Annotated in this window: 27 protein-coding genes; 24 read left to right on the forward strand and 3 right to left on the reverse strand. The window is 59.7% G+C overall.

Annotation, left to right across the window (positions count from 1 at the left end; all coding sequences use genetic code 11):
- Nucleotides 1-5 precede the first annotated feature (5 nt).
- From rsmG to AB4N80_RS05355, 20 genes are all read left to right on the forward strand, one after another.
- Nucleotides 6-641 carry a 16S rRNA (guanine(527)-N(7))-methyltransferase RsmG gene (gene rsmG, locus AB4N80_RS05260; protein WP_460083015.1) on the forward strand — a complete coding sequence of 212 codons (636 nt, stop codon included), beginning with the start codon at nucleotides 6-8 and terminating at the stop codon, nucleotides 639-641.
- Nucleotides 642-659: 18 nt separating this feature from the next.
- Nucleotides 660-1,457: a ParA family protein gene (locus AB4N80_RS05265; protein ID WP_003207100.1), complete on the forward strand. Its 798-nt coding sequence runs from the start codon at nucleotides 660-662 to the stop codon at nucleotides 1,455-1,457.
- Between the two features lie 9 nt (nucleotides 1,458-1,466).
- Nucleotides 1,467-2,339, forward strand: a complete 873-nt coding sequence (locus AB4N80_RS05270) for a ParB/RepB/Spo0J family partition protein (protein ID WP_060739912.1) — start codon at nucleotides 1,467-1,469, stop codon at nucleotides 2,337-2,339.
- A gap of 148 nt (nucleotides 2,340-2,487) precedes the next feature.
- Nucleotides 2,488-2,895, forward strand: a complete 408-nt coding sequence (locus AB4N80_RS05275; RefSeq protein WP_122567680.1) for a F0F1 ATP synthase subunit I — start codon at nucleotides 2,488-2,490, stop codon at nucleotides 2,893-2,895.
- Between the two features lie 16 nt (nucleotides 2,896-2,911).
- Nucleotides 2,912-3,781 (forward strand): F0F1 ATP synthase subunit A, encoded by an 870-nt coding sequence (gene atpB / locus AB4N80_RS05280; RefSeq protein ID WP_039593180.1) that lies wholly within the window; start codon nucleotides 2,912-2,914, stop codon nucleotides 3,779-3,781.
- Nucleotides 3,782-3,911: 130 nt separating this feature from the next.
- Nucleotides 3,912-4,169 carry a F0F1 ATP synthase subunit C gene (gene atpE / locus AB4N80_RS05285; protein WP_003097235.1) on the forward strand — a complete coding sequence of 86 codons (258 nt, stop codon included), beginning with the start codon at nucleotides 3,912-3,914 and terminating at the stop codon, nucleotides 4,167-4,169.
- A gap of 58 nt (nucleotides 4,170-4,227) precedes the next feature.
- The gene (locus AB4N80_RS05290; protein ID WP_122567679.1) at nucleotides 4,228-4,698 is read left to right on the forward strand and encodes a F0F1 ATP synthase subunit B; all 471 of its coding nucleotides are present in this window, start codon (nucleotides 4,228-4,230) and stop codon (nucleotides 4,696-4,698) included.
- Between the two features lie 12 nt (nucleotides 4,699-4,710).
- The gene (locus AB4N80_RS05295; protein WP_122567678.1) at nucleotides 4,711-5,247 is read left to right on the forward strand and encodes a F0F1 ATP synthase subunit delta; all 537 of its coding nucleotides are present in this window, start codon (nucleotides 4,711-4,713) and stop codon (nucleotides 5,245-5,247) included.
- Between the two features lie 21 nt (nucleotides 5,248-5,268).
- Nucleotides 5,269-6,813 carry a F0F1 ATP synthase subunit alpha gene (gene atpA, locus AB4N80_RS05300; RefSeq protein ID WP_053126819.1) on the forward strand — a complete coding sequence of 515 codons (1,545 nt, stop codon included), beginning with the start codon at nucleotides 5,269-5,271 and terminating at the stop codon, nucleotides 6,811-6,813.
- Nucleotides 6,814-6,863: 50 nt separating this feature from the next.
- Nucleotides 6,864-7,724 (forward strand): F0F1 ATP synthase subunit gamma, encoded by an 861-nt coding sequence (gene atpG / locus AB4N80_RS05305; RefSeq protein ID WP_460081008.1) that lies wholly within the window; start codon nucleotides 6,864-6,866, stop codon nucleotides 7,722-7,724.
- A 27-nt stretch (nucleotides 7,725-7,751) separates the two neighbouring features.
- Nucleotides 7,752-9,128: a F0F1 ATP synthase subunit beta gene (gene atpD / locus AB4N80_RS05310; RefSeq protein ID WP_003187186.1), complete on the forward strand. Its 1,377-nt coding sequence runs from the start codon at nucleotides 7,752-7,754 to the stop codon at nucleotides 9,126-9,128.
- A 45-nt stretch (nucleotides 9,129-9,173) separates the two neighbouring features.
- Nucleotides 9,174-9,599, forward strand: a complete 426-nt coding sequence (locus AB4N80_RS05315) for a F0F1 ATP synthase subunit epsilon (RefSeq protein ID WP_060739915.1) — start codon at nucleotides 9,174-9,176, stop codon at nucleotides 9,597-9,599.
- A gap of 115 nt (nucleotides 9,600-9,714) precedes the next feature.
- Nucleotides 9,715-11,082: a bifunctional UDP-N-acetylglucosamine diphosphorylase/glucosamine-1-phosphate N-acetyltransferase GlmU gene (glmU, locus tag AB4N80_RS05320; protein ID WP_122567677.1), complete on the forward strand. Its 1,368-nt coding sequence runs from the start codon at nucleotides 9,715-9,717 to the stop codon at nucleotides 11,080-11,082.
- Between the two features lie 211 nt (nucleotides 11,083-11,293).
- Nucleotides 11,294-12,070, forward strand: coding sequence for a DeoR/GlpR family DNA-binding transcription regulator (locus tag AB4N80_RS05325; RefSeq protein WP_060739917.1), 777 nt, complete (start codon nucleotides 11,294-11,296; stop codon nucleotides 12,068-12,070).
- A gap of 1 nt (nucleotide 12,071) precedes the next feature.
- Nucleotides 12,072-13,904: a glutamine--fructose-6-phosphate transaminase (isomerizing) gene (glmS, locus tag AB4N80_RS05330; protein ID WP_122567675.1), complete on the forward strand. Its 1,833-nt coding sequence runs from the start codon at nucleotides 12,072-12,074 to the stop codon at nucleotides 13,902-13,904.
- Nucleotides 13,905-14,425: 521 nt separating this feature from the next.
- A complete protein-coding gene (locus tag AB4N80_RS05335; RefSeq protein ID WP_122567674.1) occupies nucleotides 14,426-15,397 on the forward strand; it encodes a tripartite tricarboxylate transporter substrate binding protein in 972 nt (323 codons plus the stop codon).
- Between the two features lie 76 nt (nucleotides 15,398-15,473).
- A complete protein-coding gene (locus AB4N80_RS05340) occupies nucleotides 15,474-15,947 on the forward strand; it encodes a tripartite tricarboxylate transporter TctB family protein (RefSeq protein WP_122567673.1) in 474 nt (157 codons plus the stop codon).
- 9 nt (nucleotides 15,948-15,956) lie between these two features.
- Entirely contained in the window at nucleotides 15,957-17,477 is a 1,521-nt protein-coding gene (locus AB4N80_RS05345) for a tripartite tricarboxylate transporter permease (RefSeq protein ID WP_014340981.1), read from the forward strand.
- 70 nt (nucleotides 17,478-17,547) lie between these two features.
- Nucleotides 17,548-18,705, forward strand: a complete 1,158-nt coding sequence (locus AB4N80_RS05350) for an L-talarate/galactarate dehydratase (protein WP_122567672.1) — start codon at nucleotides 17,548-17,550, stop codon at nucleotides 18,703-18,705.
- 9 nt (nucleotides 18,706-18,714) lie between these two features.
- Entirely contained in the window at nucleotides 18,715-20,151 is a 1,437-nt protein-coding gene (locus AB4N80_RS05355) for an FAD-binding oxidoreductase (RefSeq protein ID WP_460081015.1), read from the forward strand.
- 70 nt (nucleotides 20,152-20,221) lie between these two features.
- Here AB4N80_RS05355 and AB4N80_RS05360 read toward each other — a convergent pair whose 3' ends face one another.
- Together AB4N80_RS05360 and AB4N80_RS05365 are read right to left on the reverse strand one after the other, a co-directional pair.
- Complete coding sequence (locus AB4N80_RS05360) at nucleotides 20,222-20,929, reverse strand: NUDIX hydrolase (protein ID WP_122567670.1); 708 nt, start codon at nucleotides 20,927-20,929, stop codon at nucleotides 20,222-20,224.
- On the reverse strand, nucleotides 20,919-21,476 hold the full coding sequence (locus tag AB4N80_RS05365) for an adenylyltransferase/cytidyltransferase family protein (RefSeq protein ID WP_460081018.1): 558 nt from the start codon (nucleotides 21,474-21,476) through the stop codon (nucleotides 20,919-20,921). The genes AB4N80_RS05360 and AB4N80_RS05365 overlap by 11 nt, the downstream gene beginning before the upstream one ends.
- 183 nt (nucleotides 21,477-21,659) lie before the next feature.
- Between AB4N80_RS05365 and AB4N80_RS05370 the strand changes: the two genes are divergently transcribed.
- From AB4N80_RS05370 to nudK, 4 genes are read left to right on the forward strand one after another with little or no spacing between them, the layout of a single operon-like run.
- Nucleotides 21,660-22,307: a nicotinamidase gene (locus tag AB4N80_RS05370; RefSeq protein WP_305491401.1), complete on the forward strand. Its 648-nt coding sequence runs from the start codon at nucleotides 21,660-21,662 to the stop codon at nucleotides 22,305-22,307.
- A 9-nt stretch (nucleotides 22,308-22,316) separates the two neighbouring features.
- Nucleotides 22,317-23,546 carry a nicotinate phosphoribosyltransferase gene (pncB, locus tag AB4N80_RS05375; protein WP_460081021.1) on the forward strand — a complete coding sequence of 410 codons (1,230 nt, stop codon included), beginning with the start codon at nucleotides 22,317-22,319 and terminating at the stop codon, nucleotides 23,544-23,546.
- Between the two features lies 1 nt (nucleotide 23,547).
- Nucleotides 23,548-24,375: an ammonia-dependent NAD(+) synthetase gene (gene nadE / locus AB4N80_RS05380; RefSeq protein ID WP_122567666.1), complete on the forward strand. Its 828-nt coding sequence runs from the start codon at nucleotides 23,548-23,550 to the stop codon at nucleotides 24,373-24,375.
- Between the two features lie 47 nt (nucleotides 24,376-24,422).
- Entirely contained in the window at nucleotides 24,423-25,019 is a 597-nt protein-coding gene (gene nudK / locus AB4N80_RS05385) for a GDP-mannose pyrophosphatase NudK (protein ID WP_122567665.1), read from the forward strand.
- On the opposite strand, the gene ftrA is transcribed toward nudK, so the two are convergent.
- The gene (gene ftrA, locus AB4N80_RS05390) at nucleotides 25,016-26,002 is read right to left on the reverse strand and encodes a transcriptional regulator FtrA (protein ID WP_122567664.1); all 987 of its coding nucleotides are present in this window, start codon (nucleotides 26,000-26,002) and stop codon (nucleotides 25,016-25,018) included. The genes nudK and ftrA overlap by 4 nt on opposite strands.
- Nucleotides 26,003-26,089: the final 87 nt, after the last annotated feature.

Here is a 26,089-nt window from a genome sequence, read left to right on the forward strand (position 1 = left end):
GTTCGATGGTCACCTCGCAACACGCTGAAGAGTTATCCACAGGTGCCCGTCAGCTCGGCGTCAGCCTGACCGAAGCCCAGCACGCGCAATTGCTGGGTTATCTGGCGCTGTTGATCAAATGGAACAAGGCCTACAACCTGACCGCCGTGCGCGATCCGGATGAAATGGTCTCGCGGCATTTGCTCGACAGCCTCAGCGTGATGTCCTTCATCGAAAACGGTCGTTGGCTGGACGTCGGCAGTGGCGGTGGCATGCCGGGCATCCCGCTGGCGATCCTGTTTCCCGACTCGCAAGTGACCTGCCTGGACAGCAACGGCAAGAAGACCCGCTTCCTGACCCAGGTCAAACTCGAACTCAAACTGGATAACCTGCAAGTTATCCACAGCCGCGTCGAAGCGTTCCAGCCTGCCGAGCTGTTCAACGGGATCATCTCCCGGGCGTTCAGCAGCATGGAAAACTTCAGCAACTGGACTCGCCACCTGGGTGACGCCGATACGCGCTGGCTGGCAATGAAGGGCGTTCATCCGGCCGATGAGCTGGTAGCATTGCCGGCAGACTTCCACCTCGATAGCGAACACGCCTTGGCCGTACCCGGTTGCCAAGGCCAACGCCATCTGCTGATACTGCGCCGCACGGCATGATTGGGAACACAAGCAAGAATGGCTAAGGTATTCGCGATAGCGAACCAGAAAGGTGGTGTGGGCAAGACCACCACCTGCATCAACCTCGCAGCATCCCTGGTCGCGACCAAGCGCCGGGTGCTGTTGATCGACCTCGATCCACAGGGCAACGCCACCATGGGCAGCGGTGTGGATAAACATGGCTTGGAAAACTCCATCTACGACGTCCTGATCGGCGAATGCGATCTGGGCCAGGCCATGCACTTCTCCGAACATGGCGGTTATCAACTGCTGCCGGCCAACCGTGACCTGACGGCGGCCGAAGTGGTGCTGCTGGAAATGCAGATGAAGGAAAGCCGCCTGCGCAGCGCCTTGGCGCCGATCCGGGAAAACTACGATTACATCCTGATCGACTGCCCGCCATCGCTGTCGATGCTGACCCTCAACGCCCTGGTGGCCGCCGATGGGGTCATTATCCCCATGCAGTGCGAGTACTTCGCCCTGGAAGGGTTGAGCGACCTTGTGGATAACATCAAGCGCATCGCCGAACTGCTGAACCCGGACCTGAAGGTCGAAGGCCTGTTGCGGACCATGTACGACCCGCGCCTGAGCCTGATGAACGATGTCTCGGCCCAGCTCAAGGAACACTTCGGCGAGCAGCTCTACGACACCGTCATCCCGCGTAACATCCGCCTGGCCGAAGCGCCGAGCTACGGCATGCCGGCTCTGGCCTACGACAAACAATCCCGTGGTGCGCTGGCTTACCTGGCCCTGGCGGGCGAGATGGTTCGCCGTCAGCGCCGCAACCCACGCACCGCTGCAGCCCAGCCAACTTAAGGAAACCCCATGGCCGTCAAGAAACGAGGTCTCGGACGTGGACTGGATGCACTGCTCAGCGGTCCGACTGTCAGCTCGCTGGAAGAACAGGCCGTACAGGCCGACCAGCGCGAGCTGCAGCACCTGCCCCTGGACCTGATCCAGCGCGGCAAATACCAGCCGCGCCGAGACATGGACCCGCAGGCGTTGGAAGAATTGGCCCAGTCGATCAAGAGCCAGGGTGTGATGCAGCCGATCGTGGTCCGGCCGATCGCCAATGGGCGCTTCGAGATCATCGCCGGCGAACGTCGCTGGCGCGCCAGCCAGCAGGCTGGCCAGGAAACCATCCCGGCGATGGTCCGCGATGTGCCGGATGAAACGGCCATCGCCATGGCGTTGATCGAGAACATCCAGCGTGAAGACCTCAACCCGATCGAGGAAGCCGTGGCCCTGCAGCGCTTGCAGCAGGAATTCCAGCTGACCCAGCAACAGGTCGCCGAGGCGGTGGGCAAGTCCCGCGTGACCGTGGCCAACCTGCTGCGCCTGATTGCGTTGCCGGAAGTCATCAAGACCATGCTGTCCCATGGCGACCTGGAAATGGGTCATGCCCGGGCATTGCTCGGTTTGCCGGAAAATCAACAGGTTGAAGGGGCGCGACACGTTGTCGCACGCGGCCTCACCGTGCGCCAGACCGAGGCACTGGTTCGCCAGTGGCTCAGTGGCAAACCGGCACCTGTCGAGGCCCCCAAGATCGATCCGGATATCGCCCGCCTCGAACAACGCCTGGCCGAGCGCCTGGGCTCTGCGGTGCAGATTCGCCACGGGAAGAAGGGCAAGGGCCAATTGGTGATCGGTTATAACTCCCTCGATGAGTTGCAAGGCGTCCTTGCGCACATTCGCTGAAACAATTGCTCTTGTAGCGCGCAGTCGGAAATCACTACCTGGCAGTTGAATAGGGGCAGAACCGCCCCTATACTCTGCGCGCATTTTGTCGGCACAAATTATGCCAAGTTATTGAATTATGGCGGCCGACTATTGGAGAGCAAAAGCGATGGAAACCCGCACGCCAAACCGCTTGCCGTTCCATCGTCTGGCAGTTTTCCCGGTTCTGATGGCTCAATTCACCGTCGTACTGATCGCCGCATTGGCGCTCTGGCAATGGAAAGGAGTCGTCGCCGGATACTCAGGACTTTGCGGAGGCCTGATAGCCTTGCTTCCCAATATTTACTTTGCTCACAGGGCCTTTCGGTTTTCCGGCGCCCGAGCAGCCCAGGCTATCGTCCGGTCTTTTTATGCCGGCGAGGCGGGGAAACTGATTTTGACGGCAGTGCTGTTTGCACTGACGTTTGCAGGTGTGAAGCCATTGGCGCCGCTGGCTGTATTCGGCGTCTTCGTGCTGACCCAACTGGTCAGCTGGTTCGCTCCCCTGCTAATGAGAACAAGACTTTCGAGACCTTAGGGCGTTTGAGGCAACCATGGCAGAGACAACCGCTTCGGGCTATATCCAGCACCACTTGCAGAACCTGACCTTCGGTCAGCTACCCAACGGCGGCTGGGGCTTTGCCCACACCGCAGCAGAAGCCAAGGAAATGGGCTTCTGGGCTTTCCACGTCGATACCCTCGGCTGGTCGGTCGCACTGGGCCTGATTTTCGTTCTTCTTTTCCGCATGGCGGCCAAGAAGGCGACCTCTGGTCAGCCAGGTGCACTGCAGAACTTCGTTGAAGTACTGGTCGAATTCGTCGATGGCAGCGTGAAAGACAGCTTCCATGGCCGCAGCCCGGTGATTGCACCGCTGGCACTGACCATCTTCGTCTGGGTGTTCCTGATGAACGCCATCGACCTGGTACCGGTCGACTGGATTCCTCAGCTGGCCATCCTGATCTCCGGTGATGCACACATCCCATTCCGCGCCGTGTCGACCACCGACCCGAACGCGACCCTGGGCATGGCGTTCTCGGTTTTCGCACTGATCATTTTCTATAGCATCAAGGTCAAGGGCATCGGCGGCTTCATCGGCGAACTGACCCTGCACCCGTTCGGCAGCAAGAACATCCTGGTTCAAGCCCTGCTGATCCCGGTGAACTTCCTGCTGGAATTCGTGACCCTGATCGCCAAACCGATTTCTCTGGCACTGCGTCTGTTCGGCAACATGTATGCCGGCGAGCTGGTGTTCATCCTGATTGCTGTGATGTTCGGCAGCGGCCTGCTGTGGCTCAGCGGCCTGGGTGTAGTTCTGCAGTGGGCGTGGGCTGTGTTCCACATCCTGATCATCACCCTGCAGGCGTTCATCTTCATGATGCTGACCATCGTCTACCTGTCGATGGCGCACGAAGAAAACCATTAAGGCCAGTCTCGACTAGTCTGATGTCCTTCCCGGTCAAACGGGAAGGGGCCCGACCAGGGCATGAAACGATTTGTTTTACCGCTTTAATCTAAAAAACCTAAACCATACGACGTAAAAGTCGGGAGGAAAGATGGAAACTGTAGTTGGTCTAACCGCTATCGCTGTTGCACTGTTGATCGGCCTGGGCGCACTGGGTACCGCAATTGGTTTCGGCCTGTTGGGCGGCAAGTTCCTGGAAGGCGCAGCGCGTCAGCCAGAAATGGTTCCAATGCTGCAAGTCAAAATGTTCATCGTGGCCGGTCTGCTCGACGCCGTGACCATGATCGGTGTTGGTATCGCGCTGTTCTTCACCTTTGCGAACCCGTTCGTTGGTCAAATCGCTGGCTAATTACTCGGATGTCTCGAGTAGATTGGTGTGATGGACAACGTAACTGCGAGGTGTTGGCGTGAACATTAATGCGACCCTGATTGGCCAGTCCGTTGCGTTCCTGATTTTTGTACTGTTCTGCATGAAGTTCGTATGGCCTCCGGTCATTGCGGCATTGCACGAACGTCAAAAGAAGATCGCTGATGGTCTGGACGCTGCCAGCCGTGCAGCTCGCGACCTGGAGTTGGCCCATGAGAAAGTGGGTCAGCAACTGCGCGAAGCGAAGGCTCAGGCAGCTGAAATCATCGAGCAAGCCAAGAAACGCGGTACCCAGATTGTCGACGAAGCCCGTGAACAGGCTCGCGTCGAAGCTGACCGTGTGAAGGCTCAGGCTCAAGCCGAGATCGAACAGGAACTCAACAGTGTCAAAGACGCGCTGCGTGCCCAAGTGGGTAGCCTGGCCGTTGGCGGTGCTTCGAAGATCCTGGGTGCCACAATCGATCAAAACGCGCACGCAGAGCTGGTTAACCGACTGGCTGCTGAAATCTAAGCGAGGGCGATCATGGCAGAACTGACCACGTTGGCCCGACCTTACGCTAAGGCGGCCTTCGAGCACGCTCAGGCCCACCAGCAACTGGCCAATTGGTCAGCCATGCTCGGCCTGGCAGCAGCGGTGTCGAAAGATGACACCATGCAGCGCGTGCTCAAGGCCCCGCGACTGACGAGCGCAGAAAAGGCCGCCACGTTCATTGACGTGTGCGGCGACAAGTTCGATGCCAAGGCACAGAATTTCATTCATGTCGTTGCCGAAAACGACCGTCTCCCGCTTCTGCCGGAGATCGCCGCTCTTTTCGACCTGTACAAGGCCGAGCAAGAGAAATCGGTAGACGTGGAAGTCACCAGTGCTTTTGCATTGAACCAAGAACAGCAAGACAAACTCGCCAAGGTTCTCAGTGCACGACTCAACCGGGAAGTGCGCCTGCAAGTCGAGGAAGACAAGTCCCTGATTGGGGGCGTTGTCATCCGCGCCGGCGACCTGGTTATCGATGGCTCGATTCGCGGCAAAATCGCGAAACTTGCCGAAGCATTGAAATCTTGAGTTTGAAGGGGCAGCAGAGCAATGCAGCAACTCAATCCTTCCGAAATAAGTGAAATTATCAAGGGCCGCATCGACAAACTCGATGTGACCTCCCAAGCCCGTAACGAAGGCACTGTCGTCAGCGTATCTGACGGCATCGTGCGGATTCACGGTCTGGCCGACGTCATGTACGGCGAGATGATCGAGTTTCCGGGCGGCGTCTACGGTATGGCCCTCAACCTGGAGCAAGACTCTGTAGGTGCCGTGGTATTGGGCGCGTACACGACGTTGGCTGAAGGCATGAGCGCCAAGTGCACCGGCCGCATCCTCGAAGTTCCGGTTGGTAAGGAACTGCTGGGTCGCGTTGTCGACGCACTGGGTAACCCTGTTGACGGCAAAGGTCCGCTGAACAACACCGAGACCGACGCGGTCGAGAAAGTTGCTCCAGGCGTGATCTGGCGTAAGTCGGTAGACCAGCCTGTACAGACTGGCTACAAGGCTGTCGATGCCATGATCCCTGTCGGCCGTGGCCAGCGTGAGCTGATCATCGGTGACCGTCAGATCGGTAAGACCGCTCTGGCGATCGACGCGATCATCAACCAGAAAAACAGCGGCATCTTCTGCGTCTACGTGGCAATCGGTCAGAAGCAATCGACCATCGCCAACGTGGTTCGCAAGCTGGAAGAGAACGGTGCACTGGCTAACACCATCATCGTTGCCGCCAGTGCTTCCGAATCGGCCGCACTGCAGTTCCTGGCACCGTACTCCGGTTGCACCATGGGCGAATACTTCCGCGACCGCGGTGAAGACGCGCTGATCGTTTATGACGATCTGTCCAAGCAAGCAGTGGCCTACCGCCAGATTTCCCTGCTGCTGCGCCGTCCACCAGGCCGTGAAGCCTACCCAGGCGACGTGTTCTATCTCCACTCCCGTCTGCTGGAGCGCGCATCCCGCGTTTCGGAAGAGTACGTAGAGAAGTTCACCAACGGCGCCGTGACTGGCAAGACCGGTTCCCTGACCGCTCTGCCGATCATCGAAACCCAGGCTGGCGACGTTTCCGCGTTCGTTCCGACCAACGTGATTTCCATCACCGACGGTCAGATCTTCCTGGAATCGGCCATGTTCAACTCGGGCATCCGTCCTGCGGTGAACGCCGGTGTTTCGGTATCCCGTGTGGGTGGTGCCGCTCAGACCAAGATCATCAAGAAGCTGTCCGGTGGTATCCGTACCGCCCTGGCCCAGTACCGTGAACTGGCGGCATTCGCCCAGTTCGCTTCTGACCTGGACGAAGCGACCCGTAAGCAACTTGAGCATGGTCAGCGCGTTACCGAGCTGATGAAGCAGAAGCAATACGCACCGATGTCGATCGCTGACATGGCGCTGTCGCTGTATGCCGCTGAGCGTGGGTTCCTGACTGACATTGAAATCGCCAAGATCGGCAGCTTCGAACAAGCGCTGATCGCTTTCTTCAACCGCGATCACGCCGATTTGATGGCCAAGATCAACGTTAAAGGTGACTTCAATGACGAAATCGACGCTGGCCTCAAGGCCGGTATCGAGAAGTTCAAGGCCACCCAAACCTGGTAAGCCGCAGCGGGAGCCGCAAGGCTCCCGCTTGCTAACCTGATAGGTGTTACATGGCAGGCGCAAAAGAGATTCGCAGTAAGATTGCGAGCATCAAAAGCACGCAAAAGATTACCAGCGCCATGGAAAAAGTGGCGGTCAGCAAAATGCGCAAGGCACAAATGCGCATGGCTGCTAGCCGTCCTTATGCGGAGCGCATCCGCCAGGTGATTGGTCATCTGGCCAACGCCAACCCGGAATACCGCCACCCGTTCATGATCGACCGCGCCGTCAAGCGCGTCGGTTACGTTGTGGTGAGCAGTGACCGTGGTCTGTGCGGTGGCTTGAACACCAACCTGTTCAAGGCCCTGGTCAAGGACATGGCGGTAAACCGCGAACAAGGCGTCGAGATCGATCTGTGCGTGGTCGGTAGCAAGGGTGCGGCTTTCTTCCGCAACTTCGGCGGTAACGTCGTCGCTGCTATCAGCCACCTGGGTGAAGAACCGTCGATCAATGACCTGATCGGCAGCGTCAAGGTGATGCTGGATGCTTACCTGGAAGGCCGGATCAACCGCCTGTCCGTGGTATCCAACAAGTTCATCAACACCATGACGCAACAGCCGACCGTGGAGCAGTTGATTCCACTGGTGGCGACCCCGGAACAGGAACTCAAGCACCACTGGGACTATCTCTACGAACCGGATGCCAAGGAGCTGCTTGACGGCTTGATGGTCCGCTACGTGGAGTCGCAGGTCTACCAGGCGGTGGTCGAGAACAACGCAGCTGAACAAGCGGCGCGGATGATCGCGATGAAGAACGCTACCGACAACGCCGGTGATTTGATCAGCGATTTGCAGCTGATCTACAACAAGGCGCGTCAGGCTGCGATCACCCAAGAGATCTCGGAAATCGTCGGCGGCGCTGCCGCGGTTTAACGGTTCAAATATTCAGAGGATCCAGCTATGAGTAGCGGACGTATCGTTCAAATCATCGGCGCCGTTATCGACGTGGAATTCCCACGCGACAGCGTACCGAGCATCTACGACGCCTTGAAGGTTCAAGGCGCCGAAACCACCCTGGAAGTTCAGCAGCAGCTGGGCGACGGCGTGGTTCGTACCATTGCGATGGGCTCCACCGAGGGCTTGAAGCGCGGTCTGGACGTCAACAACACTGGCGCAGCCATCTCCGTACCGGTCGGTAAAGCGACCCTGGGCCGGATCATGGACGTACTGGGCAACCCGATCGACGAAGCTGGCCCGATCGACACCGAAGAGCGCTGGGGCATTCACCGTCCTGCGCCAACCTTCGCTGAACAGGCCGGTGGCAACGAACTGCTGGAAACCGGCATCAAGGTTATCGACCTGGTTTGCCCGTTCGCCAAGGGCGGTAAAGTGGGTCTGTTCGGTGGTGCCGGTGTAGGCAAGACCGTAAACATGATGGAACTGATCCGTAACATCGCCATCGAGCACAGCGGTTATTCCGTGTTCGCCGGTGTGGGTGAGCGTACTCGTGAGGGTAACGACTTCTACCACGAGATGAAGGATTCCAACGTTCTGGACAAAGTGGCACTGGTCTACGGCCAGATGAACGAGCCGCCGGGAAACCGTCTGCGCGTAGCCCTGACCGGCCTGACCATGGCCGAGAAGTTCCGTGACGAAGGTAACGACGTTCTGCTGTTCGTCGACAACATCTACCGTTACACCCTGGCCGGTACCGAAGTATCCGCATTGCTGGGCCGTATGCCTTCGGCAGTAGGTTACCAGCCGACCCTGGCTGAAGAGATGGGCGTGCTGCAAGAGCGCATCACTTCGACCAAGCAAGGCTCGATCACCTCGATCCAAGCGGTATACGTACCTGCGGACGACTTGACCGACCCATCGCCAGCGACCACCTTCGCCCACTTGGACGCCACCGTCGTTCTGTCCCGTGACATCGCTTCCCTGGGTATCTACCCAGCGGTAGACCCACTGGACTCGACTTCGCGCCAACTGGACCCGAACGTGATCGGCCAGGAGCACTACGACACCGCTCGCGGCGTTCAGTACGTGCTGCAGCGTTACAAGGAACTGAAGGACATCATCGCGATCCTGGGTATGGACGAGCTGTCGGAAGCCGACAAGCAGTTGGTAAACCGTGCTCGTAAGATCCAGCGCTTCTTGTCGCAGCCGTTCTTCGTGGCTGAAGTCTTCACCGGTGCCTCGGGTAAATACGTTTCCCTGAAAGACACCATTGCTGGCTTCAAAGGCATCCTCAACGGTGACTACGACCACCTGCCAGAACAAGCGTTCTACATGGTCGGCGGCATCGAAGAAGCGATCGAGAAAGCCAAGAAACTGTAATCCCGGCGCCCGGCAACGGGCGCTAATTTAGGTTGAGGCAATCAGATGGCTATGACAGTCCATTGCGATATCGTCAGTGCGGAAGGGGAAATCTTCTCCGGTCTGGTCGAGTTTGTGGTTGCGCACGGTGAGCTGGGTGATCTTGGTATCGCCCTGGGTCACGCACCGCTGATCACCAGCTTGAAACCAGGTCCGATTACTCTGACCAAGCAGGGCGGGGAACGGGAGGTGTTCTACATCTCCGGTGGTTTCCTCGAGGTTCAGCCGAACATGGTCAAGGTCCTTGCCGACACCGTGCAACGTGCTGCCGACCTGGACGAAGCCTCCGCTCAGGAGGCCGTCAAGGCCGCTGAGAAGGCCCTGCACGAGCGCGGCGCGGAATTCGACTACGGTTCTGCTGCCGCACGTCTGGCCGAGGCCGCAGCCCAGCTGCGCACCGTCCAGCAGATCCGCAAGAAGTTCGGCGGCTAAGCCGTCCGCTTTCTGTGCGATTGATTAAAAAGGGTAGCCTCGGCTACCCTTTTTTCTTTTCCCCACATTCATTACCTGGTCGCAGCCGCTGACCACCCAGGATTGGTAGCCAGTCATGTCTCTTGAAATCGTTATCCTCGCGGCCGGCCAAGGCACCCGCATGCGTTCGGCGTTGCCCAAGGTCTTGCACCCGGTCGCCGGCAATTCCATGCTCGGCCATGTTATCCACAGCGCGCGGCAACTTGATCCACAGCGCATTCACGTGGTGATCGGCCATGGGGCCGATGCGGTACGCGAACGCCTGGCGGCGGATGACCTGAATTTCGTCCTGCAGGACAAACAACTGGGTACCGGCCATGCGGTGGCCCAGGCCGTCCCGTTCATTACCGCCGATACGGTGCTGATTCTCTACGGCGATGTGCCGCTGATCGAAGTCGAGACCTTGCAGCGCCTGCTCAAGCACGTCGCCCCCCAGCAGTTGGGCCTGCTGACCGTCGAGCTGGATGACCCTACCGGTTACGGTCGCATTGTGCGTAGCGCCGACGGCCAGGTGACGGCGATTGTTGAGCAAAAGGACGCCAACGAAGCCCAGCGCGCGATCACCGAGGGCAACACCGGAATTCTCGCCGTGCCGGCCGAGCGCCTGGGCGACTGGATGAGTCGTCTGTCGAATAACAACGCCCAGGGCGAGTACTACCTGACCGATGTGATTGCCATGGCCGTTGCTGATGGGCTGGTCGTTGCCACTGAGCAGCCGTTGGACGCCATGGAAGTGCAGGGCGCCAACGATCGCCGGCAACTGGCCGAGCTGGAGCGCCACTATCAATTGCGCGCCGCCCGCCGCCTGATGGCCCAAGGCGTGACCCTGCGCGATCCGTCCCGTTTCGATGTTCGCGGTGAAGTCAGCGTGGGGCGCGACGTGGTAATCGATATCAACGTCATCCTCGAAGGCAAAGTTGTCATCGAAGACGACGTGGTCATCGGCCCGAACTGCGTGATCAAGGACAGCACCCTGCGTAAAGGCGTGGTGATCAAGGCCAACAGCCACCTCGATGGCGCCGTCATGGGCGAAGGCAGCGATGCCGGCCCGTTTGCGCGGTTGCGTCCCGGCTCCGTACTGGAAGCCCGGGCCCATGTGGGTAACTTCGTCGAGCTCAAGAACGCTCACCTGGGTGAAGACGCCAAGGCCGGCCACTTGACCTACCTGGGTGACGCTGAAGTCGGCGCCCGCACCAACATTGGCGCCGGCACTATCACCTGCAATTACGATGGCGCCAATAAGTGGAAAACCGTCATGGGTGAGGATGTCTTCATCGGCTCCAACAACTCTTTGGTGGCGCCTGTGGATATCTCTAGCGGTGCAACCACGGCGGCCGGTTCGACCCTCACCCAGAATGTGGATAACGGCCAATTGGCGGTGGCACGCGCTCGCCAACGCAATATCGACGGTTGGAAGCGGCCGGAAAAAATCAAGAAGCCCTAAAGTTATCCACAACCCCTCTGTGGGAGCGAGCTTGCTCGCGAATGCGGTGGCTCAGCCGATTAGTTCGTTGCTGTCCCAGCGCATTCGCGAGCAAGCCCGCTCCCACATTCGATTTGCGTAATTTCTGAATTTTTCTTCTCCCGCCTTGACGATATCCCTTCAGTAGGTTTTGATTGCTTACGTTATCTTTCGAATCGAAACTTATCCCGTCATGTCGAAGCGCAATACACCACAACGCCGCCACAACATCCTTGCTTTGCTCCAAGAGCAGGGCGAGGTCAGTGTGGATGAGCTGGCCAAGCGCTTCGAAACCTCGGAGGTTACGATTCGCAAGGATCTAGCTGCCCTGGAAACCAATGGCCTGCTGCTGCGTCGCTACGGTGGCGCGGTGCCGATGCCGCAGGAGTTGGTGGCCGATAACGGGCAAACCGTCTCCAAGTACAAACTCGCCATTGCCCGGGCCGCCGTGAAGCGGATCCGCGAACACGCGCGGATCATCATCGACAGCGGCAGCACCACCGCCGCCATGATCCCTCAACTCGGCCAACAGCCGGGCCTGGTGGTGATGACCAATTCCCTGCACGTCGCCAATGCCTTGAGCGAACTGGAGCACGAGCCGGTGCTGTTGATGACTGGCGGCACGTGGGACCCTCACTCCGAGTCGTTCCAGGGGCAGGTGGCCGAGCAGGTTCTGCGTTCCTACGATTTCGACCAGTTGTTCATCGGCGCCGACGGCATCGATCTGGTTCGAGGTACCACCACTTTCAACGAACTGCTGGGCCTGAGCCGCGTGATGGCTGAGGTTGCCCGGGAAGTCATCGTGATGGTGGAGGCCGACAAGATCGGCCGCAAGATCCCCAACCTGGAGCTGCCGTGGAGCAGCGTCCATACCCTCATTACCGATGATCGCCTGCCCGTAGAGGCCCGCGATCAGATTCAGGCCCGCGGCATCACCGTGATCTGCGCGCCTGTCAGCCAGGAGAAATAGCATGTGTGGAATTGTCGGCGCCGTTGCTGAACGCAACATCACAGCAATCTTGCTCGAAGGCCTCAAGCGCCTGGAATACCGCGGCTACGACAGCGCCGGTGTGGCGGTGTACACCAACGACGAGAAGCTCGAGCGCATGCGTCGCCCGGGCAAGGTCAGCGAGCTGGAGCAGGCGCTGGACGCCGAACCGCTGCTCGGTCGTCTGGGCATCGCCCACACCCGTTGGGCCACCCATGGCGCGCCGTGCGAGCGTAACGCTCACCCGCATTTCTCTGGCGACCTGGCGGTGGTGCACAACGGCATCATCGAAAACCATGAAGCCCTGCGTGAACAGCTCAAGGCGCTCGGTTATGTGTTCACTTCGGACACCGACACTGAAGTCATCGTCCACCTGCTCAACCACAAGCTCAAGGACCTGGTGGACCTGACCGTCGCCCTCAAGGCCACCGTCAAGGAGCTGCACGGTGCCTATGGCCTGGCGGTCATCAGCGCGAAACAACCCGATCGCCTGGTCGCAGCCCGCAGTGGCAGCCCATTGGTGATCGGCCTGGGTCTGGGGGAAAACTTCCTGGCTTCCGATCAGTTGGCGCTGCGTCAGGTCACCGACCGTTTCATGTACCTGGAAGAAGGCGACATCGCCGAGATCCGCCGCGACAGCGTGCAGATCTGGGATCTCGATGGCAAAAGCGTAGAGCGTGAGACCGTCCAGTACCGCGACGGTGCCGAAGCCGCCGACAAAGGCGAGTTCCGCCACTTCATGCTCAAGGAAATCCACGAACAACCGGCCGTGGTGCAACGTACCCTGGAAGGCCGCATGAGCCAGAGCCAGGTCTTGGTCCAGGCGTTCGGTCCACAGGCGGCCGAGTTGTTCGCCAAGGTCCGCAACGTGCAGATCGTGGCCTGCGGCACCAGTTATCACGCTGGCATGGTCGCCCGTTACTGGCTGGAAGAGCTGGCCGGTATCCCGTGCCAGGTCGAAGTGGCCAGCGAGTTCCGCTATCGCAAAGTGGTCGTGCAACCCGACTCGTTGTTCGTGACCATTTCCCAGTCCGGCGAAACCGCCGATACCCTGGCCGCCCTGCGCAACGCCAAGGAACTGGGCTTCCTCGCCAGCTTGGCGATCTGCAACGTCGGCATTAGCTCGCTGGTGCGTGAGTCCGACCTGACCCTGCTGACCCAGGCCGGCCGTGAAATCGGCGTGGCGTCGACCAAGGCGTTCACCACCCAGTTGGTGGGCCTGTTGTTGCTGACCTTGTCCCTGGGCCAAGTTCGCGGCACCCTGGGTGAAGGCGTCGAGGCCAAGCTGGTGGAAGAACTGCGTCGCCTGCCGGCCCGCCTGGGTGAAGCCTTGGCCATGGACAGCACTGTGGAAAAGATCGCCGAGCTATTCGCCGAGAAGAATCACACCCTGTTCCTGGGCCGTGGCGCGCAATTCCCGGTGGCGATGGAAGGGGCCTTGAAACTCAAGGAAATTTCCTACATCCACGCCGAGGCCTACCCGGCCGGTGAACTCAAGCACGGCCCGCTGGCGCTGGTGGATAACGACATGCCGGTGGTCACCGTCGCGCCAAACAACGAGCTGCTGGAAAAGCTCAAGTCCAACCTGCAGGAAGTCCGCGCCCGGGGCGGTCAGTTGATTGTCTTTGCCGACGAAAAGGCCGGCATGACCAATGGCGAAGGTACCCACGTGGTGCACATGCCGCACATCCACGACATCCTGTCGCCGATCCTCTACACCATTCCGTTGCAACTGCTGTCGTACTACGTCGCGGTGCTCAAGGGGACTGATGTGGACCAGCCGCGTAATTTGGCTAAATCGGTAACGGTTGAGTAAGGCTGTAGCGCAGGCAAGGGAGCCAGCCTGTCGGCGTGGACCCGAAAACCCTCACAGAAAACCAACCCCCTGAATTCAGGGGGTTTTTTATGGCTGACAGTAAAGTTTTGTGCCGGCTCAGGCCAGGAACAACGATTCAATTGCGTCTTGGCCGCCAGCCCTGTTCGTCGTATTCACAGCGAGCCGCTGAACAACCGCGTTGACAACATGGGGCATAGGTGATGAGATCAAGTCATACGACAACGTATGACCAAGAAAATAATAAAAACGAAAGGCGCAGTCATGTCTTCTACATTTACCGCCCAGCGAGTTTGTAGGTTACCGTCCCCACGCGTTATCGCGGGACGCCAGCTATCTTTCCCTCTTTCCCGAAAGCCCCGTGCGGGCTCGCAAGTGCAATCCAATTTCCCGATCCCAGCGTTCAGGCCTGCGCGCCTGCCTCACCAGGCGTTAGCGCTGGGCGTGCTCGTTTTTTGCTCAATTTCAACCCCACAATGAATGGCAGCACCTGGAGAACAATAATGAAGAAAACACTCTGCGCCTCTTTGATCGCCTCCTTCCTGAGCTTGACCGCTGGCACGGCGATGGCCGCCGACGCCAGCGATTGGCCAAGCCGTCCGGTGCAGGTGGTGGTGATTGCCAACGCCGGCGGTGACACGGATTTCAACGCACGAATGATGGCCAAGTACTTCACCAAGCTCACCGGCAAATCCATGGTGGTGACCAATATGGCCGGTGGGGGCGGGACGATTGCCGCCGATGCGGTCAAGAGCGCGGCGCCGGATGGCAATACCATCCTGTTCACTCACACCGGCCAGTTGATCGTCAACGAAGTCGCGGGACTGTCGGAGGACCGCTTTGATGCGTTTGATATCTCCTGCATCGCCGGCGTCGACAAAGGCGCGGTGTTCGTCTCGGCGAAAAGCTCGGGCATCGACAGCCTCGACCAACTGATTGAAAAAGCCAAGGCCAAGCCCGGCACCATCACCTACGGCACCGAGATGGGCAACTTCTCTCATCTGCAGGGCCTGATGTTCGAGAAGCTCGCTGGCGTGAAACTGAAAATGGTCGACAGCGGCACGGTGTCCGAAAAAATCGTTGCCTTGCTGGGCAAGCGCATCGACCTCGGCGCCATCAGCTATGGCTCGGTCCAGGATTACATTTCCAGCGGCAAGATGACCGCCCTGGGCCAGCCCAACGCTGAGCGCAACGCGCTGCTGGGCGACGTCAAGACCTTCAAGGAACAAGGCGTGGACCTGATCCTGGACAAGCCTTACGTCGTTGCCTTCCCGAAAGGTACGGACCCGGCCATCGTCAAGAAAATGGCCGACACCATGAAGAAAATCACCGAAGAGCCGGAATATGCCGAGGAACTGAAGAAGTCCTTCAAGCAGCCGGTCAGCTTCCAGGGCCCCGAAGAAGCCATCGCTACATTGAATAAAACCCGCGACAGCTTCATGGAGTTCAAGGACGAGATGCGTAAAGCGAAATAATTTTGCGTAACGGTTCGGGGGCGCGCCACGCTGGCCAGCGCCCGACAACCAGTCCTTCCCAGCAAGAGGAGCCTGTATGGATTCCTATAAAAGAAAAGAGCTGATTGCCGGCCTGGCCATGCTCGGAGCCGGTGTAGCTTATCTGGTGTTGACCATGAACCTGCCGCGTCGCGGTTTCGTCGATGCCGCGTTTGTACCCTGGCTGCTCGCCATCGCGTTGTGCCTGTTGGGCGCGTTGCAATTATGGGCGTGGCGAAAGCTGCCGGACAAAAGCCCTGAACCGGCGGAAAAGCCCGAGTCGATCGATTATCCAACGGTCTTCAAATCCCTGGCATTGGTGCTGCTTTTTACAGCGCTGCTGGAGACCGTGGGTTTCGTGATCATGACGGTGCTGTATCTCTATGCCCAGTTCATCGTACTGACCCCCGCGGAACAAAAGGTCAAGCATCTTCAATACGCGTTGATAGCGGTCGTTTCGGCAGTTCTGATTTTTTACATTTTTCGCCATGGCTTCGACTTGCTCCTGCCTGTCGGTTTATTGGATTTCTAGGGGACGGCCATGATTGAACTCATGCAAACAGGCTTCGCGGCCGTACTTACACCCTACGTTTTTCTCCTTATCACCCTCGGCGTTGCGGTGGGGATCGTTTTTGGTGCGGTGCCCGGGCTCTCGGCTACCATGGCGATCGCATTGTGCTTGCCGCTGACCTACTCGATGGGGCCAGGTCCTGGCCTGGCGTTGCTGGTGGCACTGTTCGTCGGCGCCACCTCGGGAGGGCTGATATCGGCGATATTGCTCAACATACCGGGAACGCCGGCCTCCATCGCGACGACGTTCGATGGTTGGCCGCTGATGAAACAAGGCCATGGCGTCAAGGCCCTTGGGATTGGCGTGGTGTTCTCGTTTCTCGGCACGATTTTCAGTATCGCGGCGTTGATGTTCATCGCCCCGATCCTGGCGGAACTGGCCCTGAGCTTTGGCCCGCACGAATACTTTTCCATCGCGATTTTTTCGCTGACATTGATCGCTACGCTGTCCACCGGCTCGCTGGTCAAAGGCTTGTTTGCCGGTGCCCTGGGCTTTGCCTTCTCCACGGTGGGGATCGCACCGGTCGAGGCCATTCGGCGCTTTACCTTTGACCTGCCGAGCCTCAATGGCGGCTTCGCCATGCTGACGGTCATGATCGGTATGTTCGCCGTCGCCGAAGTGCTGAAGTTTGCTGAGAGTGCGCGCCTGAGCCACCGGGCCAAACCACAGCACGTCAGCATGAAAGGCGTGAAAGGTTTCGGCTTTTCGATGAAGGAATTTGTCGGCCAACTGCCCAACGCCACTCGTTCATCCCTGATTGGCCTTGGTATCGGCATCTTGCCCGGCATCGGTGCCGGTACGTCGAATATCGTCTCTTACATCGTGGCCAAGAAACGCTCGAAAACCCCTGAGGAATTCGGCAAAGGCAAGATCGACGGCGTGGTCGCCAGCGAGACCGCTAACAATGCCGGCATCGGTGGCGCGATGATTCCGCTGCTGACGCTGGGCATTCCCGGCGATACCACCACGGCGGTGATGCTGGGCGGTTTCATGATCCACGGCATCCAGCCCGGGCCCCTGCTGTTCATCAGCCAGGCACCGCTGGTCTACACGATTTTCGCCGCGCTGATCCTCGCTTCCGTGCTGATGCTGGTGCTCGAGTTCTACGGCCTGCGCATGTTCATCAAACTGCTGGCGGTGCCCAAGCACATTCTGTTGCCGATTATCCTGGTGCTCTGTGTGGTCGGCGCCTTTGGCCTGAACAGCCGAATCTTCGACGTCTGGGCGGTGTTGCTGTTTGGCTTGCTGGGGTACGGGTTCGTCAAAGCCGGTTTGCCGATTGCACCGTTCATCATCGGCTTCATCCTCGGTCCGATGGCTGAAACCAACTTGCGTCGTGGCTTGATGCTGTCCGATGGCAACTTCGGCGGATTCCTGACCAATCCCATCTCTGCGGGCTTTCTCATCTTGGCCGCCGCCTCCATCTCCTGGCACCTGGTGACGGTCATTCGCAACAGGAAAAGCGCTGCTATCGAATTGATGCGCAGCTAGCCCATTGCAATTGCTGCTGTAACACGAACCCGTGTTGCAGCAGCCGAACCCAAACGTTCGGAGCATAGCCATGCAAGACACGCCTCAACTGTCTTCTGCCGATGACGATCGCATTGCCTGGGTGCGCGTGGCCTCGGTTTTTCTGCCATTGGCCAACCCCATCAGCGATGCCAAGGTGCTGACCGGTCGGCAAAAGCCAATGACCGAAATCGCTATTCTGTTTGTGGAAATCGAAACCAGGGACGGCCACCGTGGCCTGGGGTTCAGCTATTCCAAGCGCGCCGGTGGCCCGGGGCAATTTGCCCACGCCCAGGAAGTCGCCCCCAGCCTCATTGGCGAAAACCCCAGCGACATTTCCAAATTGTGGGACAAGCTCTGCTGGGCGGGTGCCTCGGTGGGGCGCAGCGGCCTGGCCACCCAGGCGATCGGTGCGTTTGATGTCGCCCTGTGGGATTTGAAAGCCAAGCGGGCCAATCTTTCCCTGGCTCGCTTGCTTGGCGCCCATCGCGATTCTGTCCAGTGCTACAACACGTCGGGTGGCTTCCTGCACACCCCTCTTGAACAATTAATGATCAATACCGACCTCTCCCGGGAAAAGGGTATCGGGGGGATCAAGCTCAAAGTCGGCCAGCCTGACCAGGCGCTGGATCTGCACCGGGTCAGCACCATCCGCAAACACTTGGGGGATGACTTCCCCTTGATGGTCGACGCCAACCAGCAATGGGACCGACCCACTGCACAGCGCATGTGCCGACGCCTTGAGCCGCTCAACCTGGTCTGGATCGAGGAACCGCTGGATTGCTACGACGCCGAAGGTCATGCCGCGCTGGCCCAGCAATTCGATACGCCGATCGCGACCGGTGAAATGCTCACCAGCGTTGCCGAGCACTGGGAATTCATCAAGCTGCGCGCGGCCGATTACCTGATGCCCGACGCGCCCCGTGTCGGTGGCATCAGCCCTTATCTCAAGGTCCAGGCATTGGCCGAGCAGGCGGGGCTGATGATCGCGCCGCACTTTGCCATGGAACTGCACATCCATTTAGCCGCCACCTATAGCCGCGAGCCCTGGGTGGAACATTTCGAATGGCTGGAGCCGCTGTTCAACGAGCGCATGCAAACCCGCGATGGACGCATGCTCGTGCCGACCCGGCCAGGGCTTGGCCTGTCGCTCAGCGAACAAGTCGCCGGTTGGACTGCGCAACAGGTCGAGATCGGCCAGCGCCCTTGAGGAGGTACGATGCCGTCGCTGTTGAGTCAGGAGTTGATCGAAAACATCGAGCGTTTGGTCGGTCCCGCCGGGCTGGTGCGCGATCCCGAACTCATGCAGGGCTACCTGACCGATTGGCGCAACGCTTATCAAGGCTTGGCCGCGTTGGTGGTGCGCCCTGGCAGCACCGAGGAAGTGGCGGCGGTGGTGCGGCTTTGCCATGACGCTGGGGTGGCGCTGGTACCTCAAGGAGGCAACACTGGGTTGTGCGGAGGTTCGATCCCGGACGCTTCCGGTCGACAGGTGGTGCTGTCCTTGACCCGGATGAAGCGCATCCGTGAGATCGACCTGGCCAATGAAACCATCACGGTCGAGGCCGGGGTGATATTGCAGCAGCTACAGGACGCCGCCAGCCAGGCCGGTCGCCTGTTTCCGCTGTCGCTGGGGGCTCAGGGCAGCTGCACGGTGGGCGGTAACCTGGCGACCAATGCCGGCGGCACGGCGGTGCTGCGCTACGGCAACATGCGTGAGCTGACCCTCGGCCTGGAAGTGGTGCTGCCTGACGGTCGCGTCTGGAATGGCTTGCGGGGCTTGCGTAAAGACAACACCGGCTATGACCTCAAGCAGTTATTCATTGGTTCGGAGGGCACGCTGGGCATCATCACGGCGGCGGTGCTGAAACTGTTTCCGGCGACCCACAGCACGGCGACAGCCTGGGTGGCGCTGCCTTCGCCGCAAGCGGCGGTGGACTTGATCGGCCATGTTCGCAGCCTGTGCGCCGACCGCCTGACGGGCTTCGAGATGATGTCGCGCCAGAGCTTGGACTTTGTCCTGGACCATGTGGCGGGTTGCAGTGATCCACTGGAAACCAAACATCCCTGGTACGCGTTGATCGAGCTACGTGACACGGTGCCCGATGCGCCATTGACGCTGTTGCTTGAAAACGGCCTGGCTCATGCTTTTGAGCAGGGTTGGGTTACCGATGCGGTACTTGCCAGCAACCAGGCACAGGCGGCGGCGCTGTGGGCACTGCGCGAAGGTATTTCCGAGGCGCAGAATCATGAGGGTCCGAGCCTCAAGCACGACATCAGCGTGCCCGTGAGCCGGATACCGGAATTCATTGATCGCACCGACAAAGCCCTGCAACAGGACTTCCCGGGCGTGCGCATCGTTTCCTATGGCCACATGGGCGACGGCAATCTGCACTACAACATCAGCAAGCCGGTCGGCGATGCGGACGCTTCGTTCAAGGCCCGCGAACACGCGATCATGCAAGTCATCTACCGTATGACCCGTGCTTTCAACGGCAGCATCAGTGCTGAACATGGGCTGGGACAAGCCAAACCCGACGCGGCGGTCCGCTTCAAGGATCCTCTGGAGATGGAGCTGATGCGTGCCATCAAACGTACGCTGGACCCGACCGGGCTAATGAACCCCGGTAAGGTCTTCACTGCCGGACTGGAGTGATCGAGTAGGTCGCGGCTGGCCTTCCTCGCTCGAATATCAGACGGCTCTGATTGCGCTTTCCCGCTAAGCGCTACTCCAGAAAACACCGATCAAACAGATAAACGCTACCCGGTTTGAGATTTTCCACCGTGCGTTGCGGGCGGCCGCCGTCGCCGCTTTTTTTGCGACCGGTTTCCTGCAAATAACCGGCCTCGGTCATCTTCAGCAAACGCTGGCGCATGCTGGTCTTGAGCACCGGGCGATCGAGCACCACGGAGAAAATGCTCACCGCTTCCGGCGCGCTGAATTCCGGGCCCAGGAACATCAGCGGCAGGCTGCTGTAGAGGGCTTTGGACAACAACCGCTCCTGGACCGCCGCCACCAGGCTGTTGTGGTCGAAAGGAAGTTTGATCGAGGCGTCTGCGACGTCCTTGAGGGGAAAAAATCCCTGGTGTTCGGCGAGCTGGACCGCCTCGCTGACAATCGCCAGGTAGAACGTCGAGGATGACCAGCAGCGCGGATCGCGGAACGCGTCGCCGACGGTGCCGACCTGTTCGATCCACGCCAGCGGCATGCCGACCTTGTTTGAATTGCGCAGGCGCTCCACGGCGTCGTTCAGCGTCAGATCTTCTACGCCACCATTGACCACGATCCCGGGCAGCGCCCAATGACCGGCGAATGGCTCGGCTTCCCGTCGGTTCAGGAGGATTTCCAGCGCCTGGGTCTCCCGGCAGAAGCGCAGCACACAGAGGTCGATGGTGTGCAGATAACCGCGCGCGGGGGCTGTGCTAGTGGGCATGTCGATTTCCGTGGGTAGCGTAAAGGTCATAGTTTAACGGGTTCATGCCGGGTGCCATCCAGTCGCTGGGAAGCGGCTTGCCCAGGGCCAGTCGTTCGCGAACCACCGTGCTGCGTACGTGGATCTTTTCCTCCACGCAAAGGATGGAGAAACGCGCCAGCAATTCCTGGCCGCGATAGAAGGTCGGCAGCCGATCCGCGACATCCCGACCCACCACCAACGCGATCCGCTTGCCGTCCAGGGCCAGGCTGTCGGCGAGGTGGGCGAGCAGGGTGTAGCTGTAGAGGGCGCCTTCAACGCCACGGGCCACGACCTGCTCCACCCGGCTTGCCCGCACTTCGGCGCAGCACAGCGGCTGAACCTTCTCGACGATCGATTCCAGCCAGTTCAGGCGCACCTCATAGTCGACCATTTGCTTGCCATCGGGATGCCTGAAGCTGGGCACCACCAACACGCGTCTGGCCTGGCGCGAGGCCTCGATCATCACTTGGGCGTGTCCTGCGTGAGGCGGATTGAAGGCACCGCCATAAAGGGCTATCTCGAACATGGCTTATCCTCTTTTGGTACATGACATGTACTCTATCAGCAAAATCTTTTTGATGAAAACCTGCTCTGCTCTTAACCATATCCATTGAATAAAAGAACAATCATCAAAAATATTTTCTGCAAGTAGGTTGTCATGAAAGTACATCTTGTGTACTCTCGTTGCCATGAATAGGAGAAACCCAACATGAACAGCTTGACCCGGAAAACAGCTTCCTTCGATGTCGATGCGCAAAAAAGCTTCACGCCGCTGTGCCCCGATGAGCTTCCTGTGCCGGGCGGTGACCAGATTGCCGGTGAGCTGAATTTCATCGCGTCCCTGGCCAGCCTCCGTATCGGCAGCAAGGACGCCCATACGCCCCTGGCCCCGTGGGTGGTCGCCGATCACGCACAGATGTTCGTGCCCACCGGGCTCGAGCACGCCGACATCACCTGGGTCAGCCACTGCGTTCCTGGTACCGAAGGTTTCGCCTTGCTGGATCAACTGCCGACCCCTTATGACTACGACTATTTCGTCTGGAAGGGTGTCGAGCCGGATTTGCACCCGTATGGCGCCTGCTACCACGACCTGCACGGCAAGCTGTCCACCGGGGTGATCGAGTACCTCAAAGGCCTGGGTGTGGAGCAGGTCATTGTTGGCGGGCTGGCGCTGGATTTCTGCGTCAAGACCACCGCGCTGCAACTGGCCGCCGCTGGCTTCAAGGTGATCATTCACCTCCCGGCCTGCCGGGCCATCAGTGAGCAAGGGGCCGTTCAAGCCATTCACGACATGCAGCAAGCCGGCGTCTCGGTTGCCGCGACTCGCGAAGAAACCATCTGCCTGGCAAACGCATAAGGACGAACCATGGACAGTGCATACGATTCAAGCAACGGCGTCATCCAGAGCCTTCTGGATACCGACTACTACACCTTCACCATGATGCAGGCGGTCTTGCACCAGCACCCGAATGTCGAGGTGGAATACCAGTTCATCGTGCGTTCCAAGGAGCGGCTCGGTCACCTGATCCCGGACATTCGTGTGGAGTTGGAGAAGCTCGCTGGGTTGCAGTTGCGCGAGGGAGAGCAGCGGTTTTTGTTCAACAAGCGTTTCCGTGAGTACCTGACAGCGGACTTCGAACAGTTTCTCGGCCTGTTTCGCTTCAATTTGCGCTACATACACGTTGCGGAAGTCGACGGCCAACTGCACATCCGCGTCCGTGGGCCGATGCTGCACTGCATCATGTTCGAGCAACCGGTGTTGGCGATGGTCAGCGAATTGCGCAACCGCGAGAAATACCCCGAAGTCGAGTTGGCCGACGTCACCCGTAAGCTGTACCAGAAGTTCGAATGGCTGGAGAAAAACGCCAGTCGTGAAGAGCTCGCCGAGTTTCGCGTTTCAGACTTCTCCACCCGGCGGCGGCTGTCGTTCAGGGCCCAGCGGGAGGTGGTGAATGTGATGCGCAGCGATTTTCCTGGGGTCTTTGTCGGCACCAGCAACGCGCACTTGGCTTACGAATTCGATCTCCCGTTGATCGGCACAATGGCTCACCAGTGGCTGATGGTGCACCAGCAACTCGGGCGCTTGCGCGAGAGCCAGAACGCGGCGTTGGAAAACTGGGTGCGCGAGTATCGCGGCCGCCTCGGTATTGCCCTGACGGACTGCATCAGCACCGACTTTTTCCTCAAGGATTTCGACCTGTACTTTGCCAAGCTCTACGACGGCTTGCGCCAGGACTCCGGTGACCCGATCGTCTGGGCCGACAAGGTGCTGGGGCGCTACCAGGAGCTGGGCATCGACCCGCGGACCAAGGACCTGATGTTCTCCGATGGCCTCAATTTCGAAAAGTGTCTGCCGATCCTGCGTCATGTTCGCGGCAAGGCCAGATTCGGCTTTGGCATGGGCACCAGCCTGGCCTGCGATGTCGACGGCGTCGAACCGCTGAGCATCGTCATGAAACTGGTGCGGGTCCACGGCGAGCCGGTCGTGAAGTTCTCCGACGACCCGATCAAGAACGTCTGCGAGGATGCCTCGTTTCTGCGGTATGCCGCCCAAGTGTTCAACGTCGCCCTGATCAATCCACAGTTGGGAGCCTGATATGACTACGCTTCAACAAGAGCGCATTGCCCGGGAACTGGGCATCGACCGCCAACTCACCCAGGGTGGCGTAGCCACCGAGATTGCCCGCCGCATCGAATTCATCAAGCAGACTTTGCGCGAGTCGGGTTGCCAGTCCCTGGTCTTGGGGATCAGTGGCGGCGTCGACTCGCTCACCGCAGGGCGTCTATGCCAATTGGCGGTTGAGCAACTGCGGGGTGAAGACTACGCCGCGCGGTTTATCGCCGTCCGGCTGCCGTACAAGGCCCAGGCCGATGAGCAGGACGCCCAGGCTTCCCTGGACTTCATCCGGCCGGACGCGATCACCACCAGCAACATCGCCGCGTGTGTCGACGGGCTGATGGGCAGTATCGCCATCGATGGCTTGCAGCCTTCGGCCGAGCTCACCGACTTTGCCAAAGGCAACGCCAAGGCTCGGGCGCGGATGCTGGCGCAATACGCCATTGCCAATCTGAGTAATGGATTGGTGGTGGGCACCGACCATGGGGCAGAGGCGGTGATGGGGTTTTTCACCAAGTTCGGCGACGGCGCGTGCGACCTGGCACCGCTGTCCGGGCTGACCAAGACCCAGGTGCGGTGGTTGGCCGACGCAATGGGCGCTCCCGCGTACCTGGTGCGCAAGGCACCGACCGCGGATCTGGAAGACCTGGCGCCCGGCAAGTTGGATGAAGTGGCGTATGGCTGCAGCTACGAGGAAATCGATGCGTACCTGATGGGCGAAGAGGTGTTGCCCCAGGCGCGACAGCTCATCGAACGCGCCTACCTCAAGACGGCCCACAAACGAGCATTGCCACGCGTCCCTGCATAGTTGTAATAGGGTTTTAATGGGACCTTTGGCCTCGAACGGAGTGGCAAATGACACAGGCAATTGACATCAAGGATCGCGTACGCATCAAGCACGTCGAAGTGCTCTCGGACGATTGGTACGTGCTGCGCAAGACCACCTATGACTACCTCGGCCGCAATGGCCAATGGCGCGAACTGACGCGCGAGACCTATGACCGGGGCAACGGTGCCACCATCCTGCTGTACAGCAAGGCCAAGCAAACGGTGGTGTTGACCCGGCAATTCCGCTTCCCGGCCTTCGTCAACGGCCACGATGACCTGTTGATAGAAACCTGCGCCGGCCTGTTGGACAACGACGACCCGCACACCTGCATCCGCAAGGAAACCCAGGAGGAAACCGGCTATATCATCCAGGACGTGCGCAAGGTGTTCGAAGCCTTCATGAGCCCGGGCTCGGTGACTGAGCGGGTGCATTTTTTCGTCGGCGAGTATTTCGACGAAGACAGACAGCACGAAGGCGGTGGCCTTGAAGCCGAGGGCGAAGAGATCGAAGTGCTGGAGCTGTCCCTCGACCACGCCTTGGGCATGATCGAGACCGGGGAGATTTGTGACGGCAAGACCATCATGCTGTTGCAGTACGCCAAGCTGCATCGGTTGCTGGATTAACCCCAGGCCTGCTGCGGGCGGAGCGCGCCGCCGCCGAATCTTTCGCGATAGGCGGTGGGCGGCAAGCCGATAGCGTTCCGGAACGCGGCCCGGAAACTCTCCACCGACCGATAGCCGCAGGCCTGGGCGATGTCGGCCGTGCTCTGGTCGGTGCTTTCCAGCAGCGCCCGCGCCCGATTCAGGCGTTCCTGTTGCAGCCAGGTCTTGGGCGGCAGGCCGGTGGTCTCGACGAAGCGCCGCAGGAAGGTGCGCTCGCTCATGGCGACGCGGGCGGCCATGTCGCCGACGCTCAAGGGCTGATCCAGATGCTCGCGCAGCCACTGCAGGATGCGGGTCAGTTCGTTGCGTGGCGACTTGCTCACAGGCGCGACGATGAATTGTGCCTGGCCACCGGTCCGTTGCGGGGCCATGACCAGGCGCCGGGCCACTGAGTTGGCGATGTGTGTGCCGAAGTCCCGGGCAATCAGGTGCAGGCAGGCGTCGATGCCCGCCGCGCTGCCGGCTGAGGTGATCAATGGCCCGGAGTCGACATACAGCACATTCGGGTCAACCTTGATCAGCGGGAATCGCTCGGCCAGCTCCGCGCAGAATTGCCAATGGGTGGTCGCGGTCTTGCCGTCGAGCAGCCCGGTGGCTGCCAGGGCAAACACCCCCGAGCAGATCGACAGCAGGCGTGCGCCGCGTGCGTGGGCGCGGCGCAGTGCTTGTAACAGCGCTTCGGGAGGCGGTTCGTGGTGGCTGCGCCAGCCGGGGATGATGATGGTGCGCGCGCTGTCCAGGGCTTCGAGCCCCGCGTCGACGGCTATTCGAAGGCCTCCCAGGGCATGCATCGGTCCTGGATCGACGGCGACGATTTGATGGCCGTACCACGGTACATCCAGTTCCGGACGCGGCAGGCCGAAGATCTCCAGGGCGATGCCAAACTCGAATACGCACAGGCCTTCATAAACGAGGATCGCCACGGTTCCGGGGTGAGCGTGCATTTGGCGTGATTCCACCGTTTATTGTCTTGCGCTGCACTGTAGCGGACGGGCCCGTCACCCTACAATCGATCGCAGGCAATCAGGAAA

It is taken from the genome of Pseudomonas sp. H3_A02 (genome assembly GCF_054671965.1).